At 70.0% G+C, this 15490-nt stretch carries 15 protein-coding genes; 8 read left to right on the top strand and 7 right to left on the bottom strand.

Annotation, left to right across the window (positions count from 1 at the left end):
* Positions 1-29 precede the first annotated feature (29 nt).
* On the top strand, positions 30-206 hold the full coding sequence (locus E1294_RS37435; RefSeq protein ID WP_132515710.1) for a (2Fe-2S)-binding protein: 177 nt from the start codon (positions 30-32) through the stop codon (positions 204-206).
* Between the two features lie 24 nt (positions 207-230).
* Positions 231-713, top strand: coding sequence for a bacterioferritin (bfr, locus tag E1294_RS37430; RefSeq protein WP_132515709.1), 483 nt, complete (start codon positions 231-233; stop codon positions 711-713).
* Here bfr and E1294_RS37425 read toward each other — a convergent pair.
* Both E1294_RS37425 and E1294_RS37420 read right to left on the bottom strand, forming a co-directional pair.
* Positions 686-3025 (bottom strand): glycoside hydrolase family 95 protein, encoded by a 2340-nt coding sequence (locus E1294_RS37425; protein ID WP_132515708.1) that lies wholly within the window; start codon positions 3023-3025, stop codon positions 686-688. The two genes, bfr and E1294_RS37425, sit on opposite strands and share 28 nt — an antisense overlap.
* Before the next feature lie 101 nt (positions 3026-3126).
* Positions 3127-4182: a class I SAM-dependent methyltransferase gene (locus E1294_RS37420; protein ID WP_246083571.1), complete on the bottom strand. Its 1056-nt coding sequence runs from the start codon at positions 4180-4182 to the stop codon at positions 3127-3129.
* Positions 4183-4512: 330 nt separating this feature from the next.
* On the opposite strand from E1294_RS37420, the gene E1294_RS37415 reads away from it, so the two are divergent.
* Positions 4513-5181 carry a response regulator transcription factor gene (locus E1294_RS37415; RefSeq protein WP_043620820.1) on the top strand — a complete coding sequence of 223 codons (669 nt, stop codon included), beginning with the start codon at positions 4513-4515 and terminating at the stop codon, positions 5179-5181.
* Positions 5182-5185: 4 nt separating this feature from the next.
* On the top strand, positions 5186-6463 hold the full coding sequence (locus E1294_RS37410; protein ID WP_132515707.1) for an ATP-binding protein: 1278 nt from the start codon (positions 5186-5188) through the stop codon (positions 6461-6463).
* Here the strand turns inward: E1294_RS37410 and E1294_RS37405 are convergent.
* Positions 6447-6929, bottom strand: a complete 483-nt coding sequence (locus E1294_RS37405; protein ID WP_132515706.1) for a GtrA family protein — start codon at positions 6927-6929, stop codon at positions 6447-6449. The genes E1294_RS37410 and E1294_RS37405 overlap by 17 nt on opposite strands.
* A gap of 248 nt (positions 6930-7177) precedes the next feature.
* Here E1294_RS37405 and E1294_RS37400 point away from each other — a divergent pair, with 248 nt between their 5' ends.
* The 3 genes from E1294_RS37400 (at position 7178) to E1294_RS37390 (ending at position 9763) form a co-directional block, all read left to right on the top strand.
* The gene (locus E1294_RS37400; protein ID WP_132515723.1) at positions 7178-8320 is read left to right on the top strand and encodes a 5-(carboxyamino)imidazole ribonucleotide synthase; all 1143 of its coding nucleotides are present in this window, start codon (positions 7178-7180) and stop codon (positions 8318-8320) included.
* Positions 8317-8826, top strand: coding sequence for a 5-(carboxyamino)imidazole ribonucleotide mutase (purE, locus tag E1294_RS37395; RefSeq protein ID WP_132515705.1), 510 nt, complete (start codon positions 8317-8319; stop codon positions 8824-8826). Before E1294_RS37400 ends, purE begins: the two co-directional genes overlap by 4 nt.
* A 265-nt stretch (positions 8827-9091) precedes the next feature.
* A complete protein-coding gene (locus tag E1294_RS37390; protein WP_165977677.1) occupies positions 9092-9763 on the top strand; it encodes a GNAT family N-acetyltransferase in 672 nt (223 codons plus the stop codon).
* 1 nt (position 9764) lies between these two features.
* Here the strand turns inward: E1294_RS37390 and E1294_RS37385 are convergent, their stop codons facing one another.
* Positions 9765-11078: a UDP-glucose dehydrogenase family protein gene (locus tag E1294_RS37385; protein ID WP_132515703.1), complete on the bottom strand. Its 1314-nt coding sequence runs from the start codon at positions 11076-11078 to the stop codon at positions 9765-9767.
* 125 nt (positions 11079-11203) lie between these two features.
* Here E1294_RS37385 and E1294_RS37380 point away from each other — a divergent pair, with 125 nt between their 5' ends.
* On the top strand, positions 11204-12367 hold the full coding sequence (locus E1294_RS37380) for an acyl-CoA dehydrogenase family protein (RefSeq protein ID WP_132515702.1): 1164 nt from the start codon (positions 11204-11206) through the stop codon (positions 12365-12367).
* A gap of 76 nt (positions 12368-12443) precedes the next feature.
* Here E1294_RS37380 and E1294_RS37375 read toward each other — a convergent pair whose 3' ends face one another.
* Genes E1294_RS37375 through E1294_RS37365 form a run of 3 tightly spaced genes read right to left on the bottom strand, consistent with a single transcriptional unit; the run spans position 12444 to position 15199 of the window.
* Complete coding sequence (locus tag E1294_RS37375) at positions 12444-13703, bottom strand: tyrosine-type recombinase/integrase (RefSeq protein ID WP_132515701.1); 1260 nt, start codon at positions 13701-13703, stop codon at positions 12444-12446.
* A 3-nt stretch (positions 13704-13706) separates the two neighbouring features.
* Entirely contained in the window at positions 13707-13883 is a 177-nt protein-coding gene (locus E1294_RS37370) for a helix-turn-helix transcriptional regulator (RefSeq protein ID WP_132515700.1), read from the bottom strand.
* On the bottom strand, positions 13880-15199 hold the full coding sequence (locus tag E1294_RS37365) for a replication initiator (RefSeq protein ID WP_132515722.1): 1320 nt from the start codon (positions 15197-15199) through the stop codon (positions 13880-13882). Before E1294_RS37365 ends, E1294_RS37370 begins: the two co-directional genes overlap by 4 nt.
* Between the last annotated feature and the right edge of the window lie 291 nt (positions 15200-15490).

The following is a 15490-nucleotide window of genomic DNA, read 5'->3' as shown; positions in this document are numbered from 1 at the left end:
CCTTTGACTCGAGAGAGGCTTGTCCCCGGATGTACGTGTGCGTGTGTCGTGCGGTGACCGAGAACGAGGTGCACGACTGCATTGCCGCCGGGGCTACCAGCGCGAAGCAGATCCGTGACACCACTGGTGCTGGTGGTGACTGTGCCCGATGTGTGCGGAAAATCTGTGCGATGCTGAAACGGTCTGAAGAACTGACGACCGCGTAGCCGGATAGCAGCAAGGGGCCTGCCATGCAGGGCGACAAGCAGATCATCGAGTTGCTCAACGAGCAGTTGACCGCCGAACTCACCGCGATCAACCAGTATTTCCTGCACGCCAAGATGCAGGAGAACTGGGGATACACCAAGCTTGCCGAGCACACCCGCGCTGAGTCGATCGACGAGATGCGCCACGCCGAACGGCTGACCGACCGCATCCTGTTCCTCGAAGGGCTGCCCAACTACCAGCGCCTGGGCACCCTGCACATCGGCCAGACCGTCGAGGAGCAGCTCAGGGCCGACCTGGAGGTGGAGCTGTCGGTGGTGCAGCGGCTGCGACCGGCCATCCAGCTCATGCGTGAGAAGGGCGACATCACCTCCGCCCGCATCTTCGAGGAGATCCTCGAAGACGAGGAGGTGCACATCGACTACCTGGAGACGGAGCTCGACCTGATTCGCAGCCTCGGCGAGCAGCTCTACCTGGCCCGCTACGCCGAGCCGCCCTCGGCGGACTGACCGCTCTCCGGCGGCGCCGGAGCGCCCCCGGCGGTCTGCACGACCGTGTACGACGCCCCTGCGGCGGCGTTCCAGGCCAGCGTGCGGCCGGAGCGGTGCGCGCCCACGTCGTTCCCCTGCCCCAGCACCCGGCTGTCCGCCGTGATGGCCGCCGACCGCAGCGTGATCCGGCCGGTTCGCCCCGCGTGCAGCGTGATCCGCTCGGCGGCGCCGTCACGCCAGGAGGCGTCCACCGTCACGTCGCCCCTGGCCCGCAGCCCGCGCACCGACCCCGTACGCCAGGCGGACGGCAGCGCGGGCAGCACGTGGATCTCGCCGGGCCGGCTCTGCACCAGCATCTCCGCGATGCCCGCGGTTGCCCCGAAGTTGCCGTCGATCTGGAACGGCGGGTGCGTGTCCCACAGGTTGTCCAGCGTGGAGTGCCTGAGCTGCTCGCGCACCATCGTGTGCGCGTGGTCGCCGTCGAGCAGCCGCGCCCAGAAGCTGATCTTCCACGCCTTGCTCCAGCCGGTGCCGCCGTCGCCCCTGGCCGACAGCGTGACCCCGGCCGCCTCGCCCTCGCGGCCTTCCGCCGTGATCTGGCGCCCGGGATGGAGCGCGTACAGGTGGGACACGTGCCGGTGCGTGTTCCCGGGGTCGTCACAGTCCGTCTTCCACTCCTGGAGTTGCCCCCAGGAGCCGATCCGGAGCCCGGGATCGAGCCGGGCCAGCACCTCCCGCACCCGTGCGCGGAACGCGGCGTCGACGCCCAGCGTGCCGGCGGCCTCGGCCACGTTTGTCAGCAGGTCCCAGACGATCTGCTGCGACATCGACGCCCCGGCCGAGAAGTCGCCATGCTCGGGTGAGTAGCTCGGCGAGACGACCAGGCCGCCGTCGCGCGGGTCGGTGTGCAGCGTGTCCAGCCAGAACTCCGCGGCCCCCTTCATCACCGGGTAGGCGGTCTCGCGCAGGTAGCCGGTGTCGCCGCTGAACAGGTAGTGCTCGTACAGTTGCCGGGTCAGCCAGGCGGCCGCCTCCGGGAACCAGAACGCGGTGGCCCAGTCGTGCACGCCGGTGAACCCGAACGGGTTCGTCTCGTTGTGCACCAGCCACCCGCGAGCCCCGAACATCTCCCGCGCCGTCACCTCGCCCGGCGCCACCAGCGCCGTGACGAAGTCGTCGTACGGCCGCGCCGTTTCGGCCAGGTTCGTCACCTCGGCGGGCCAGTAGTTCATCTGCAGGTTGATGTTGGTGTGGTAGTCGCCGGACCAGGGCGGGCTGGTGGAGTCGTTCCAGACGCCCTGCAGGTTGGCGGGCAACGACCCGGGCCGCGACGAGGCGATCAGCAGGTAACGGCCGTAGGCGAAGAACAGCGCCTCCAGCGCGCGGTCGTCCGACCCCGGGCCGCCGGTGTAGGCGGCCCGCAGCCGGTCCGTGGGTACGGACGGCGCCCGCTGCCCGAGGTCCAGCCCCACCCGGTCGAACAACGCCCGGTGATCGTCCTGGTGGGCCCGCCTGAGCGCGTCGTAGCCCAGCGCCACGGCCCTGTCCACGGCGGTGGTGACGGCGGCGTGCGGGTCGTCGCCGCGGTACGCCGGGTACGTCCCGGCGTAGTCGGTGCCCGCCGACATCACGAAGAACGCGCTGTCGGCCCCGGTGACCGTGATCAGGCCGTCCCCGTCCACGCGGGTGCCGCCCTCCGCGACCACGTGCACCTGGGCTTCGTACCTCAGCCCGTTGTCCGCCAGCGCTCCCCTGAGCGTCAGCCGCCCGTCCGCGACGCCGGCCTGCCCGCCGGGGGGCAGGTGCGGCGAGGACAGGCGCAGCGTGAACGACACCGCGCCCGCCCGGTCGGCCGAGAGCCGCCCGGCGATGACGTTCGCCGGATGGCCGGCGAAGTATTCGCGCGTGTGGCGTACGCCGCCCGCGGTGTAGCCGACCCTGGCCACGGCCTCCCGCAGGCGCAGCTCCCGCCGGTAGCCGCCGGCCGGGCCGTCCTCCGCCATCTCCAGCCACAGGTCGCCGAACGTCTGGTACGCCCCGAACCCCGACTTCGGCTGCCCCAGCTCGGCCGCGACCTCCTCGGGTGACATCCGCGTGTCGCGGTCGAGCCGCCGCCTGACCCCGGCCAGGGCGTCCGGCCGGGGCGAGACCCAGTTGCCGAAGTCGTAGCCCTGTGCCGACCCTGGACCTCCGGTCCACAACGTCTTCTCGTTGAACTGGAGCCGCTCGGTGCGCGTCCCGCCGAAGACCATCGCCCCGAGGGCGCCGTTGCCGATGGGCAGCGCCTGGGTCTCCCAGTCTGTGGCCGGTTCGTCGTACCAGAGCGTCATGTCATCGGGTGTATCGGGAGACGCAGGGGGAGTGAAGAAGGGGATGCCTGCCATGCGGCCTCAGGGTAGCAGGGCCGCAGGGCGAGACATCCGACCTCTGCTCAGGGAACGAGCCGGTAGAAGCGCCAGAAGCCGAAGTCCTTGATGGGCAGGACCTCGACGTCGGAGAAGCCGGCCTCGCGGGCGTAGCGGCGCAGCGTGCCCGGCCGCATCACGGTGCCGGTGGCGGCCGAGGGCTGCTCGTTCATCCCGTCGGGCAGGCAGATGAGCAGGCTGAAGCCGTACATCAGGCGCTCGACGTCGTCCGCGGGGGCCGTGAAGGAGTCGCCGACGGCCTCGTCCATGACCACGACGGTGCCGCCCGGGACCGTCGCCCGCCGCGCCGCCGCCAGCGTCTCCACCGGCCGCGGCATGTCGTGCACGCACTCGAAGGCGAAGACGGCGTCGTAGCGGTCCTCGTCCAGCAGGGCCGCGTCGCCGCGGCGGAAGGTCACCCGGTCGCCGACACCCGCGCCGGCCGCGTTGCGGGTGGCCAGCTCGACGGACGGGCCGTCGATGTCGACGCCCTCCACGGTCGCCTCGGGGTAGGCCCTGGCCAGCGCGATGGCCGACCATCCGCCGCCGCAGCCCACGTCGGCGAAGCGGGCGCCGGGGCGCCGCAGCACGGTGTCCAGGGCGGGCACAGCCGCGAGCGCGTCCGGCAGGGCGTGCTCGAACCAGGGCCGGTTCATGTCGGCCTGCGACTCCCGCATGTCGGCCCCGAACGTCGCCCAGGGCACCCCGCCGCCGTCGCGGTAGGCGTCCAGGAGGGCGGGCAGCTGGACGGACGCCCCGGCCAGCATCCGGGCCAGCGGGGCGAGGTAGGCCAGACTGGACTCGTCGGTCAGCACCTCCGCCGCGCCGCCGGGCAGGGCGAAGCGGCCGTCTTCCGCGGTCTCCAGGATCCCGGTGGCGGCCTGCTGCTCCAGCCACTCCCTGGCGTACCGCTCGTGGCCGCGGGAGCGGGCGACCAGTTCGGCGGCGTCGGCCGGGCCGTGCGCGGCCAGCGCGCGATACCAGCCCATCCGGTCACCGATGTGCATGGAGAGCAGGTCGATGGTGCCGAGTGCCGATCCCAGCAGGCGGTCGGCGAACTCGTCGGTGCTCGTGGTCATCATGATCATCTCCTTCTTCCGGCCGGGCCCCGATCGAGGATCGGCGCCGCGCCGCACCTGGAAAAGGTCGTTCACCACACAACCGGTTGCGCCGTGACGCGTCCCCTACCCGGGCTCTCGTCCGTGGAAAGTGATCGGGCGGAAAGTGCTGGGCCGAATTTTCACTCTGGCGCGTCGCGTACGGGCGGCAAGTTTCGTGTCGATAATCACGGTAATTTAATCCTGACTAAGTGATATTTAGCCGAGTTTGCCCAGGTCAATGGATAGGTCAACTACGAGTCAAACCGCGCGCTGCGCCCGGGAAACGATCGCCTAAGGTCCTACGATCGCTTCATGACCTGCGTACTTCTAGCCGAGGATGACACCTCGATTTCCGAGCCGCTCGCGCGTGCGCTACGCCGCGAGGGTTATCAGGTCGAGGTGAGCCCCGATGGCCCGCAGGCCCTGGAAAGGGCCCTGTCGGGCGGCATAGACCTCATCGTTCTCGACCTTGGCCTGCCCGAAATGGATGGACTGGAGGTGGCCCGCCGGATCCGCGCCGAAGGGCACGGCACTCCGGTTCTGATACTCACCGCACGCGTCGACGAGGTCGACACGGTCGTCGGGCTCGACGCGGGCGCCGACGACTACGTGACGAAACCGTTCCGGCTGGCGGAGCTCCTCGCCAGGGTCCGCGCCCTGCTGCGGCGCGGCACCTCGGAGACCCCGGTCGTCCAGGGGGTGCGCATCGACGCCGACTCGCGCCGGGCCTGGATGGGGGAGAAGGAGCTCCACCTGACGACCAAGGAGTTCGACCTGCTGCGCGTGCTCGTGCGCGACGCCGGCAAGGTCGTCACCCGCGAGCAGATCATGCGGGAGGTGTGGGACACGAACTGGTGGGGTTCGACCAAGACTCTCGACATGCACATCTCCTGGCTGCGCCGCAAGCTCGGCGACGATGCCGCCAAGCCCCGCTACATCACGACCGTCCGGGGAGTCGGCTTCCGGTTCGAACGCGAGTAGGCGGATGCGCCGCCGACTGCTCACCTCCACCCTGGTCGTCGCGGTCATCGCGGTCCTGCTGCTGGGGGTCCCCCTGGGCGTCGTGGTGAGTCGCCTGATCGTCGACGAAGCGGCTCAGGAGCTTGGGTCCGAAGCCAAGCGTCTCGTGGGAGAGGTGGAATATGCCCGTGTCCAGGAGACGCCACTCGACCCCCAGCAGCTGGAGCAGAAATATCCGGAAAGATACATTCAGATCTGGGAACACGGAACCCCCCTCCGGGTGACCGTGGTCGGCTCGCCGCCGCCGTCCGGTCACCTGATGACGGAGGACGCCCAGACCAACACCGGCGTCTACGTCCGGATCAGTCGCGACCGCGACCAGGTCGAACAGGACGTGGCCGCTCGCCTGCTGCTCATCGTGGCGCTGGCCGTGGCCGCTCTGGCGGTGGCCGTGAGCCTGGCCGTGGTCCAGTCACGCCGGCTGACCCTCCCCCTGCAGGACCTGGCGAAGATCGCCGACCGGCTCGGCTCGGGCGACGCGCGGCCGAGCAAGCACCGCTACGGCATCCCCGAGCTCGACCGGGTGGCCCAGGTGCTCGACCGCAGCGCCACCCGCATCTCCGATTTGCTCACCCGCGAGCGCGAGTTTGCCACCGACGCCTCCCACCAGCTCCGCACGCCGCTGACCGGCCTGACCATGCGGCTGGAGGAGATCGTCGCCTCCTCCGGAGAGCCGGAGGTCGTCCGCGAGGAGGGCGAGGCGGCGATCGTCCAGGCGGAGCGGCTCACCGCCGTGATCGACGAGTTGCTGGCCGCGGCCCGCCGCCAGCGCCACGCCCAGGCGCATCCGGTCGCCATCGACGAGATCCTCGGCCAGCAGATCATCGAGTGGGAGCCGGTCTTCCGCGACGCGGGCCGCGAGATCCGGCTCGACGGCACCCGCGGGCTGAAGGCGATGGCCACCACCGGCGGCTTCGGCCAGGTGATCGCCTCGCTGCTGGAGAACTCCCTGCGCCACGGCGGCGGCGCCGTCACCGTGACGTCCACCTGCGGCGACAACTACGTGGTGATCGAGGTCGCGGACGAGGGCCAGGGCATCGCCGACGAGATCGCCCCGAGGATCTTCGAGCGGAACGTCAGCGGCGGCGGAGGCACCGGACTCGGCCTGACGCTGGCCCGCGCGCTGGCCGCCGCCGACGGCGGCAGGCTGGAGCTGGTGCGCCGGCGCCCGGCCACGTTCGCCGTCTTCCTGCGCCCCGCGGAGGAGAACGGCGGGAACCGCGTGGTCAGCGGTCCTGCTTGACCCCGGCCTCGGGCAGCTCGACCGGGATGGGCTCGGTCGCCTCCAGGAACACCCACTTCTTGTACGACCAGAAGCGGAACAGCGTGCCGAGCCCGACACCGATGATGTTGGCGATGTTGGCGCTGAGGCCGTCGTCGAGGTGGAGCGTGTATGTGGTGAAGCCGATCACCAGCAGCCCGAACAGCAGGGCGATGCCGTTGAGCAGGAAGAACAGGAAATATTCGCGCCCGAGCCCGCTCTGCTCCCGGTGCCGGAACGTCCAGTAGCGGTTGCCCAGGTAGGCGAACGTCGCCGAGATCGTGGTCGCGAAAACCTTGGAGGTGAGCGGCCCCAAGCCGACCCCCAGCAGAAAGAGGTTGTAGGCGCCGGTGTCGATCACGAACGCGATGGCCCCGATGCTGCCGAACTTGGCCAGCTCATGCACCAGGGAGGCGAACCGCTCGTAGAGGCGTTTGGCGAAGTCCACGTCTCTGCTCGGTCCCTTCCCTTGTCGAGCCTGACCAACTCAGCGTACCGGTCACCGTGTAGGGCCGGTGTCAGACAGATGAACATACCGCGCAAAGGAACGTTCATCGTGAATACGGCCTAACCCCTGCCATGCCCGATAACCGGCCATGATCTGGAAGGTCGCCCGTCGGGGGAAGTCGTTCCGTCCCGGTAAGCTCACCTGGCGTGAGTCCCTACAGCCCCATCGGACCGGTCGTGGGCCCAGTTGTGGGCCCAGTTGTGGGCCCAGTTGTGGGCATCGTCGGCGCTGGTCAGCTCGCCCGGATGACGCAGCCGCCCGCCATAGCGCTCGGCATCGAACTGCGGGTGCTGGCCGCGGCCCCCGACGAGAGCGCCGCCCGGGTGATCACCGACGTGCGTGTCGGAGACCATCGCGACCTCGGCGACCTCCGCGCGTTCGCCCAGGGTTGCGCCGCGGTCACGTTCGACCACGAGCACGTGCCCACCGAGCACATCAGGGCCCTGGTCGCCGACGGTCACACCGTGCACCCGGGAGCCGAGGCCCTCGTGCACGCCCAGGACAAAGGGGTCATGCGCGAGCGGCTGACCGCGATCGGCGTGCCCTGCCCGGCCTGGGCCAGGGTCGGGACGGCCGCCGAGGCCGAGCGCTTCGCCGGCGAGCACGGCTGGCCGGTGGTGCTGAAGGCCGTGCGCGGCGGTTACGACGGCCGCGGCGTGTGGGTGTGCAGGTCGGCCGCGGACGTCGCGGAGGCGTTCGCGTCCGGCGTCGCGCTGATGGCCGAGGCGTTCGTGCCGTTCGAGCGGGAGCTGGCGGTGCTGGTGGCCCGCTCCCCGCACGGGCAGGGCGTCAGCTACCCGGTCGTGGAGACCGTGCAGGAGGACGGCATCTGCGTCGAGGTGCTGGCCCCCGCGCCCGGCCTCGACCCTGAAGACGCCGCCCAGGCCCAGCGCATCGGCCTGAAGATCGCCCACGAGCTGGGGGTGACCGGGCTGCTGGCGGTGGAGCTGTTCGAGACCGCGCACGGGCTGGTGGTCAACGAGCTGGCCATGCGGCCGCACAACAGCGGTCACTGGACGATCGAGGGCGCCATGACCTCGCAGTTCGAGCAGCACCTGAGGGCGGTGCTCGACCTGCCGCTCGGCTCGCCCACGATGACCGCGCCCGTCGTCGTCATGGCCAACCTGCTCGGCGGCGACGACCCCGGCCTGTTCAAGCGCTACGAGCACGTGTTCGCCCACGATCCGGGCATCAAACTGCACTTCTACGGCAAGGACGTGCGTCCGGGCCGCAAGATCGGTCACGTGACCGCACTCGGCGCCGACCTCGACTCGGTGCGCGCCCGCGCCCGCCACGCCGCCGCCTACCTCACCACCGGGGAGTACACATGAGTGCGCCCGCGGCGCGCGTCGGCATCGTCATGGGCAGCGACTCCGACTGGCCGGTCATGAAGGCGGCCGCCGAGGCGGTCGCGGAGTTCGGGGTGACGTTCGAGGCCGACGTGGTGTCGGCCCACCGCATGCCGGTCGAGATGATCGACTACGGCCGTCAGGCCGCCTCCCGCGGCCTCCAGGTGATCATCGCCGGCGCCGGCGGCGCCGCCCACCTGCCCGGCATGCTGGCCTCCGTCACGCCGCTGCCGGTGATCGGGGTGCCGGTGCCGCTCAAACACCTCGACGGGCTCGACTCCCTGCTGTCGATCGTCCAGATGCCGGCCGGGGTGCCGGTGGCCACCGTGGCCGTCGGGGGGGCCCGCAACGCGGGGCTGCTGGCCGTACGCGTCCTCGCCGCCTCCGACGCCGGGCTGCGGGCGCGCATGGAGGAGTTCCAGGTGCGGCTGAAAGAGCAGGCGTACGCCAAGGGTGAGCGGTTGCGGGCCGAGGCCGCCGAGCTCTGACGCGGACGTCCCTGTGGAAGCGCTCCCACGGGCCTGGCCGTACGGCTAGGGTGCCGTTGGATGGACAACGTGATCAGGGGCCATGCCGCCCGGGTGCGGGCCGCCGACCCGCTGGTCGCAGGCCACGACGAGCTACCCGGCGCGGGCGGGGTGCGGCTGGAGACCCGCGACGCCGCGGGGCTGGCCTCCGTCGACCGCATCGACCACGACGACCTGCCCGCCTCCTGGTCGCCGCTCGTCGTCCACCGGCTCCAGGCCCGCGTCGGTGGTCCCGATCCCGAGGCCGCGCTCGGCGGGCTGCTCGACCGGTGGCTGGCGGGGTTACGCGACCCCGGCCGGGCAGGCGCTGGCCGTGTCGTGGCCGAGCAGGGACACCGCGCCGGTCAGGGCGCTGGCCGTACGGGGGTTCGCGCCCATCTCCGTGGCCGCCGTCCGCCGGCTCGGCGAGCGCGAGGTGAGCGCGCCCGCCGCCAGCCGGGCCACCGTGGACGACGCGGAGGCCGTCGTGCGGATGTACGAGCGGCTGGTGGCCTACGACGCGCAGTTCGGCTGGGTGGCCGTGCGCGACTCGACGCCGGCGCGCATCAAGGAGCTCGTGGCGTCGGAGGTGCTGCCGCTGGAGTGGTGCTGGGTCGCCGAGGCGGGCGGGCGGCCGGTGGGCTGCGTCATCGTCCAGCCGCCGCGCCGCTCGCGCTGGATCGGCAAGGACGTGCGGGACTCGCCGGTGGCCTACCTCGGGGTCATGTACGTCGAGCCGGCCTGGCGTGGCCGCGGCGTGGGGGTGGCGCTCGTCGACGTGGCTCACCGTCACGCGGCGGCGCAGGGAGTGGTGTCCATGATGCTCCACCACGCGCTGCCCAACCCCCTGTCCACGCCGTTCTTGGCGCGCCGCGGCTATCGCCCGCTGATCACCCAGTGGGCGCTCCACCTGCGATGACTCACGGGCGGCCCAGGGCGCGGTAGTGCCAGCCGGCCGAGCGCCACATCTCGGAGTCGAGGCAGTTGCGGCCGTCGACGATGCGCCGGGTGGCGACCACCGCACCGAGCTGCTCCGGATCGAGCTCCAGGAACTCCTGCCACTCCGTGAGCACCAGGACCACGTGCGCCCCGCGTACCGCCTCGACGGCGGAATCGCCGTAGTTCAGCTCGGGATGAGCCTTACGAGCGTTGTCGAGCGCGATCGGGTCGTAGATGGTGACCCGCCCGCCCTGCTGGCCGATGGTCACGGCGACGTTGAGCGCGGGGGAGTCGCGGATGTCGTCGGAGTTGGGCTTGAACGCGGCGCCCAGCACGCCCACGGTGCACCCGTGGAACGAGCCACCCGCCAGCTCTCTTGCCAGGTCGACCATGCGGGCCCGCCGGCGCATGTTGATGTCGTCCACCTCGCGCAGGAACGTCAGCGCCTGGTCCGCGCCCAGCTCGCCGGCCCGCGCCATGAAGGCCCTGATGTCCTTGGGCAGGCAGCCGCCGCCGAAGCCGAGCCCGGCGTTCAGGTAGCGCCCGCCGATCCTGTCGTCGTAAGACAGCGCCTCGGACAGCTGCTTGACGTCGGCGTGGGCGGCCTCGCAGACCTCCGCCATGGCGTTGATGAAGGATATCTTGGTGGCGAGGAAGGCGTTCGCGGCCGCCTTGACCAGCTCGGACGTCGCATAGTCCGTCACGACGAACGGGACCTCGCCCAGCGGCTCGTACACCTCGCGCAGCACCTTCTCCGCCCGCTCGCTGCGCACGCCGAGCACGATGCGGTCGGGGTGGAGCGTGTCCTTGACCGCGAAACCCTCCCGCAGAAACTCGGGGTTCCAGGCCAGCTCGGCCTCGACGCCCGCGGGGGCGAGCCGGGTGAGCTTGTCGGCCAGCCGCTCCGCGGTCCCGACGGGCACGGTGGACTTGCCCACCACCAGGCACTCCCGGTCAAGGAGCGGGGCCAGGGATTCGATGGCGTTGTCCGCGTAGGAGACGTCCGCGGCGTATTCCCCGCGCTTCTGCGGAGTGCCGACGCAGACGAAGTGCACGTCGCCGAAGGCCGCGACCTCTTCGTACGAGGAGGTGAAGCGAAGGCGGCCGGACTCGAGACCGCGGTGGAGGACCGCTTCGAGCCCGGGTTCGTGGATCGGGAGCTGCCCGTTGTTGAGCCGGTTGATCTTGTCGGCGTCGATGTCGAGGCCCAGGACGTCGTATCCGAGATCGGCCATGCACGCCGCATGGGTGATCCCCAGGTATCCGGTCCCGATCACCGTGAGGCGATATGGCACGAGAGAGCTCCTTTCGATCGCTGAGGCATGCTACCGGCCCTCGCTATCTCCTTCGTGCCACCTCCTCCCTTTTGCAAACCGTACCCGCTGGTAACAAGATGGTCGGACGTCCTAGTATTCGTCGCATGAGCTTCCCTCTTTACGCGCTCGCCGAGGAACACGACATGCTCAGGGAGACCGTCCGCGCCCTGGCCGACGAGAAGATCGCTCCGCACGCCGCCGAGGCCGACGAGACCGAGGAGTTCTCCTGGGACGTCTACAAGGCGCTCGTCGCGGCCGACCTGCACGCCGTCCACCTCCCCGAACAGCACGGCGGCGCGGGGGCGGACGCGCTGGCCGCGGTGATCGTCATCGAGGAGGTCGCCCGCGCGTGCGCGTCGTCCTCCCTGATCCCCGCGGTCAACAAGCTGGGCACGGTCCCGCTGCTGCTCTCGGCGTCGGAAGAGCTGAAGTCCCGCTACCTTGCGCCGGTCGCCCGGGGGGAGGCCATGTTCTCGTACGCGCTGTCGGAGCCGGAGGCGGGCTCCGACGCGGCGGCCATGAAGACCCGCGCGGTCGAGGACGGCGACGCGTACGTGCTCAACGGCACCAAGATGTGGATCACGAACGCCGGCGTCTCCGAGTACTACACGGTCATGGCGGTCACCGACCCGTCCGCAGGGACGCGCGGCATCTCCGCCTTCGTGGTCGAGAAATCCGACGAAGGCGTCTCGTTCGGGCCCAAGGAGAAGAAACTCGGCATCAAGGGCTCACCCACCCGCCAGGTGATCCTGGACGACGTACGCATTCCGGCGAGCCGCATGATCGGCGACCCTGGCACCGGCTTCAAAACCGCCCTCGCCACCCTCGACCACACCCGCGTCACCATCGCCGCCCAGGCCCTCGGCATCGCCCAGGGAGCCCTCGACTACGCGATCGGCTACGTCAAGGAACGCAAGCAGTTCGGCCGGCCCGTGGCCGACTTCCAGGGACTGCAGTTCATGATCGCCGACATGGCCATGAAACTGGAGGCGGCCCGGCAGCTCACGTACCACGCGGCGGCGAAGTCGGAGCGGGCCATGAACGGCGAACCCCAGAAGGACCTGACCTACCTGTCGAGCGCCGCGAAGTGCGCCGCCTCGGACGCCGCCATGGAGATCACGACGGACGCGGTGCAACTCCTGGGCGGGTACGGGTACACGAAGGATTTCCCGGTGGAGCGGATGATGCGCGACGCCAAGATCACCCAGATCTACGAGGGCACCAACCAGATCCAGCGCATGGTGATGGCCAGGCAGCTCCTGAAGTAGCCCCTGACATGCGAAAACCCCGCCTTCCGGTTTGCGGAGGCGGGGCGCGTCGTGTCGTGGTCGAGGGGTTAGACGATCACTGTTCCGTGCCTGTTCCGTGAGAGATGCCGCGCGCATGAAACAGGCGGTCGTCGATCGCCCTGCGGGCACGGTCGTGGGAGCCGGGCATCATGTGGGCGTACACGCGGAGGGTGAAGCCCGGGTCCGCGTGGCCCAGGTACTCGGCGAGCTCCTTGACCGACACGCCGCCGGCCAGCATGACGCTCGCGTAGTAGTGCCGGAGCTGGTGTAGCCCTTCCTTGCGAGAGGTGGCGTAGCGGCTTCGTTGCCGAGGGTCCTTGTCCGGTGCCGGGATCACGCCCGCGGCCACAAGAGCGGGCTTCCAGACGGTTTCGCTGTAGCTCCTGGCCTTGATGAAGCGGTCGTCCGTCCAGCGGAACAGCAGGTTGTGCGTACGGAGCTTTCCGTTCAGCTTCTCCCAGGGCAGAGAGCAGGCCAGCGGGGGATAGGTCGAGACGCGGGGCTTGATGGCCTCAGCCGCCCAGTTGGGCAGCGGTACGACGCGCTCGCGGTCGTTCTTCGGCAGGGCGAAGACGTGGTCGGCCCCAAGCTTCTTGATCTGCCGCCGTACGCGGAGAATGCGCTCCTCGAAGTCGATGTCTTCAAGGGCCAGGCCGAAGAGTTCGCCCTGCCGCAGTCCGCATGCGGCCCCGAGCATGGGGAGCAGGCGGAACAGGGCAGGGTGACCGTCGATCAGGGCGTGGACCCGTTCGTCCGACCATGCCGTGATCTCTTCGGCGGTGCGCTTCGGCACCTGGACGATCGGTGACTTGGCGGGACTGCGCTTGATCGCCTCGTCGGCCGCAGCCAGGTCGAGGATGCCCTGAAGGACCAGAAAGGCCGTCTGTACGGTCGAGGTCTCGAAGCGGCTGCTCAGGTCACTGATCCAAGCCTGGATCTGGGATGGCTTGATGCTCTTCACCTGGCGTTTGGCGAAGGCCGGCGCGACGTGAAGGCGGTGGATGTACTCGTATCGGATCTTGGTCGACGGGTCGACGAGACGGGAGGCAAGCCAGCGTTCGGCGAAGTCGCCGAAGAGCACCTTGCCGGCGTTCGGGTCGATGTAGTCGCCTCGGGCGATGTCAGCGCCCATGGTGGCGATCTTGCGCTCGGCGTCGGCCTTGCGGTCGTACGCGGCCGAGCGCTCGTTGCCGTCGGGGTCCATCCAAACGGCGAGCCAGCGCTTGCCCTTGCCGTGGCGTGCGGTCTTGACCTTGCGGGGCTTGCCGTCGGGGGTGCGGACCGTCTTTGTCCACAGGTCCTTGACGAAGGCCATGGGCTACTCCTGGTCCTGGACCCAGGACATGACGTCCTCAGGCACGTAGCGCAGGTGTCGGCCGATTCTGTGGCCTCTGGGGCCGGTGCGGTGGTGTCGCCATTGGTAGAGCGTGGCGACCGGGACACCGAGGAAGGTGGCTACGTCCTCCACGGTCCACAGCTTGGCGAGGGTGCTCATATGCACCCTCTGGTGATTGCGGCGGCGAGGAGGTGGTCGCCGAGGGAGTGGCCCTTGCCTGCGTACTCCCATTCGCTGATGACGAGGACGGTGTCTTCGTCGAAGAGGGGAAGTCGGCCGGTGGTGATGTCGTTGTCGCGGGCGTGGTGTTCTCGGGCTGCTCGTAGGTCGCTGAGGGTGGTGGAGTAGTGGCGGGATCGGGTGGAGAAGTGGCCGCGGAAGCCGAGCATGTGGGCCCAGTCGGTGAGGCGGAGGTCGGCCAGTTCGAGTTGGGCGCCGAGGCGTAGGCAGGTGGTGATGAGGCGGCGGGCGTGGTCGCGCAGGTTGTGGGCGGTTAGGTCGTCGAGCGGGTTGATGCGCCGGTCGAGGGTGCCGACGCATTCGGCGGCTTTGGTGGCGTACTTGGCGATGTAGGCGGCGACGGCTTGTTCGGTGAGGTCGCCGTTGAAGGTGATGGGGCGGATGTCGAGCTGAGTGCCCCAGCGCAGGACTCGGTCTGGTTGGTCGGCGTAGGCCGGGGCGGTGGCGGAGACGGCCTTGGCGGCGTGGTGGATGGCTTGGGTCAGGGTGTCGGTGGGGGCCCAGGCGGGTGGTGGTGCGGTGGGTCCTCCGGGGCCGTCGAGGCGGATGACGGCGTGGAAGTGGACGACGCCGCGCCGCTGGTATTCGGCGACCTTGGCGAAGGAGAGGGTCAGGTGGTGGCGTAGGTCCTTGAGGGGCAGGCCGCCGGCCTTGGCGAGGGCGCGGCGTGCGGAGTCGGCGAAGCGCTTCCACAGCAGCGGGGCGAGTGCGTTGAACAGGACGCTGCCGGTGTAGTCGTAGCAGTCGGGGCAGAGCGGTTCGCCGAGGCGTGGGTCGTCCTTGTGGTGGCGTTCGGTGCAGGACATGGCGCGGCCGTGGGGGCAGATCTCGGCGTTGCGGCGGGCGTGGCAGGGCTGGACCTTGCCGCTGTGCTCGCGGCGGGTGTGGACCGCGCCGAAGGACGGAGCGGTCAAGGTGACGAACAGCGTCGGGTGACCGGTCACGGTTTCCGGGACGCCCTTGCCGCCGATGAGGCCGGCGCGGATGAGGTGGTAGGTGTCGGCGCGGTAGGTCTCCGCACAGGCGGGGCAGCGGGTGGCGCGGCGGGTCTTGCACGGGACGCGTAGGACGCCGTCGGGTTCGCTGCGGGTGGTGTAGCGGTGCAGGAGTCTGCCGGTGGCTTGGTCGTAATGGTCGACCCTGCCGCGCAGGTGGATGGGCTGGCGGCAGCCGCCGGTGTGGCGGACCTGGCTCGCCCAGCGGTCGTAGTCGGGCCGGTTCAGGCGCTTGATCATGCCGGTGATGGCGTGCGCGTTGGCGTGGGTTGCAGGCAAGATGGAGACCTCCTCTCACTCGTTCGGGTGATGGGGATGGCCCCCGACCTGGCAGTCGTCTTGGCGGATGTGCGGCCCGGCCGGGGGCGCTGCGCTATGCGCCGTGGCTGTCGATGCCGGTGCCGTCGCAGTCGGTGCAGCGGGTGTCGTTCGGGTCGATGCCGGTGCCGTTGCAGGTGCAGCAGCGGTAGTGGATCACCGGCAGGGTTTCGGGCACGGGGCTATCTCCTTTCTCGTGGGCGGGTGGTGAGG

This window comes from Nonomuraea diastatica, assembly GCF_004349015.1.
In the GTDB taxonomy this organism is placed as follows: domain Bacteria; phylum Actinomycetota; class Actinomycetes; order Streptosporangiales; family Streptosporangiaceae; genus Nonomuraea; species Nonomuraea diastatica.
This window is presented reverse-complemented; position numbering and strand designations above follow the sequence as displayed.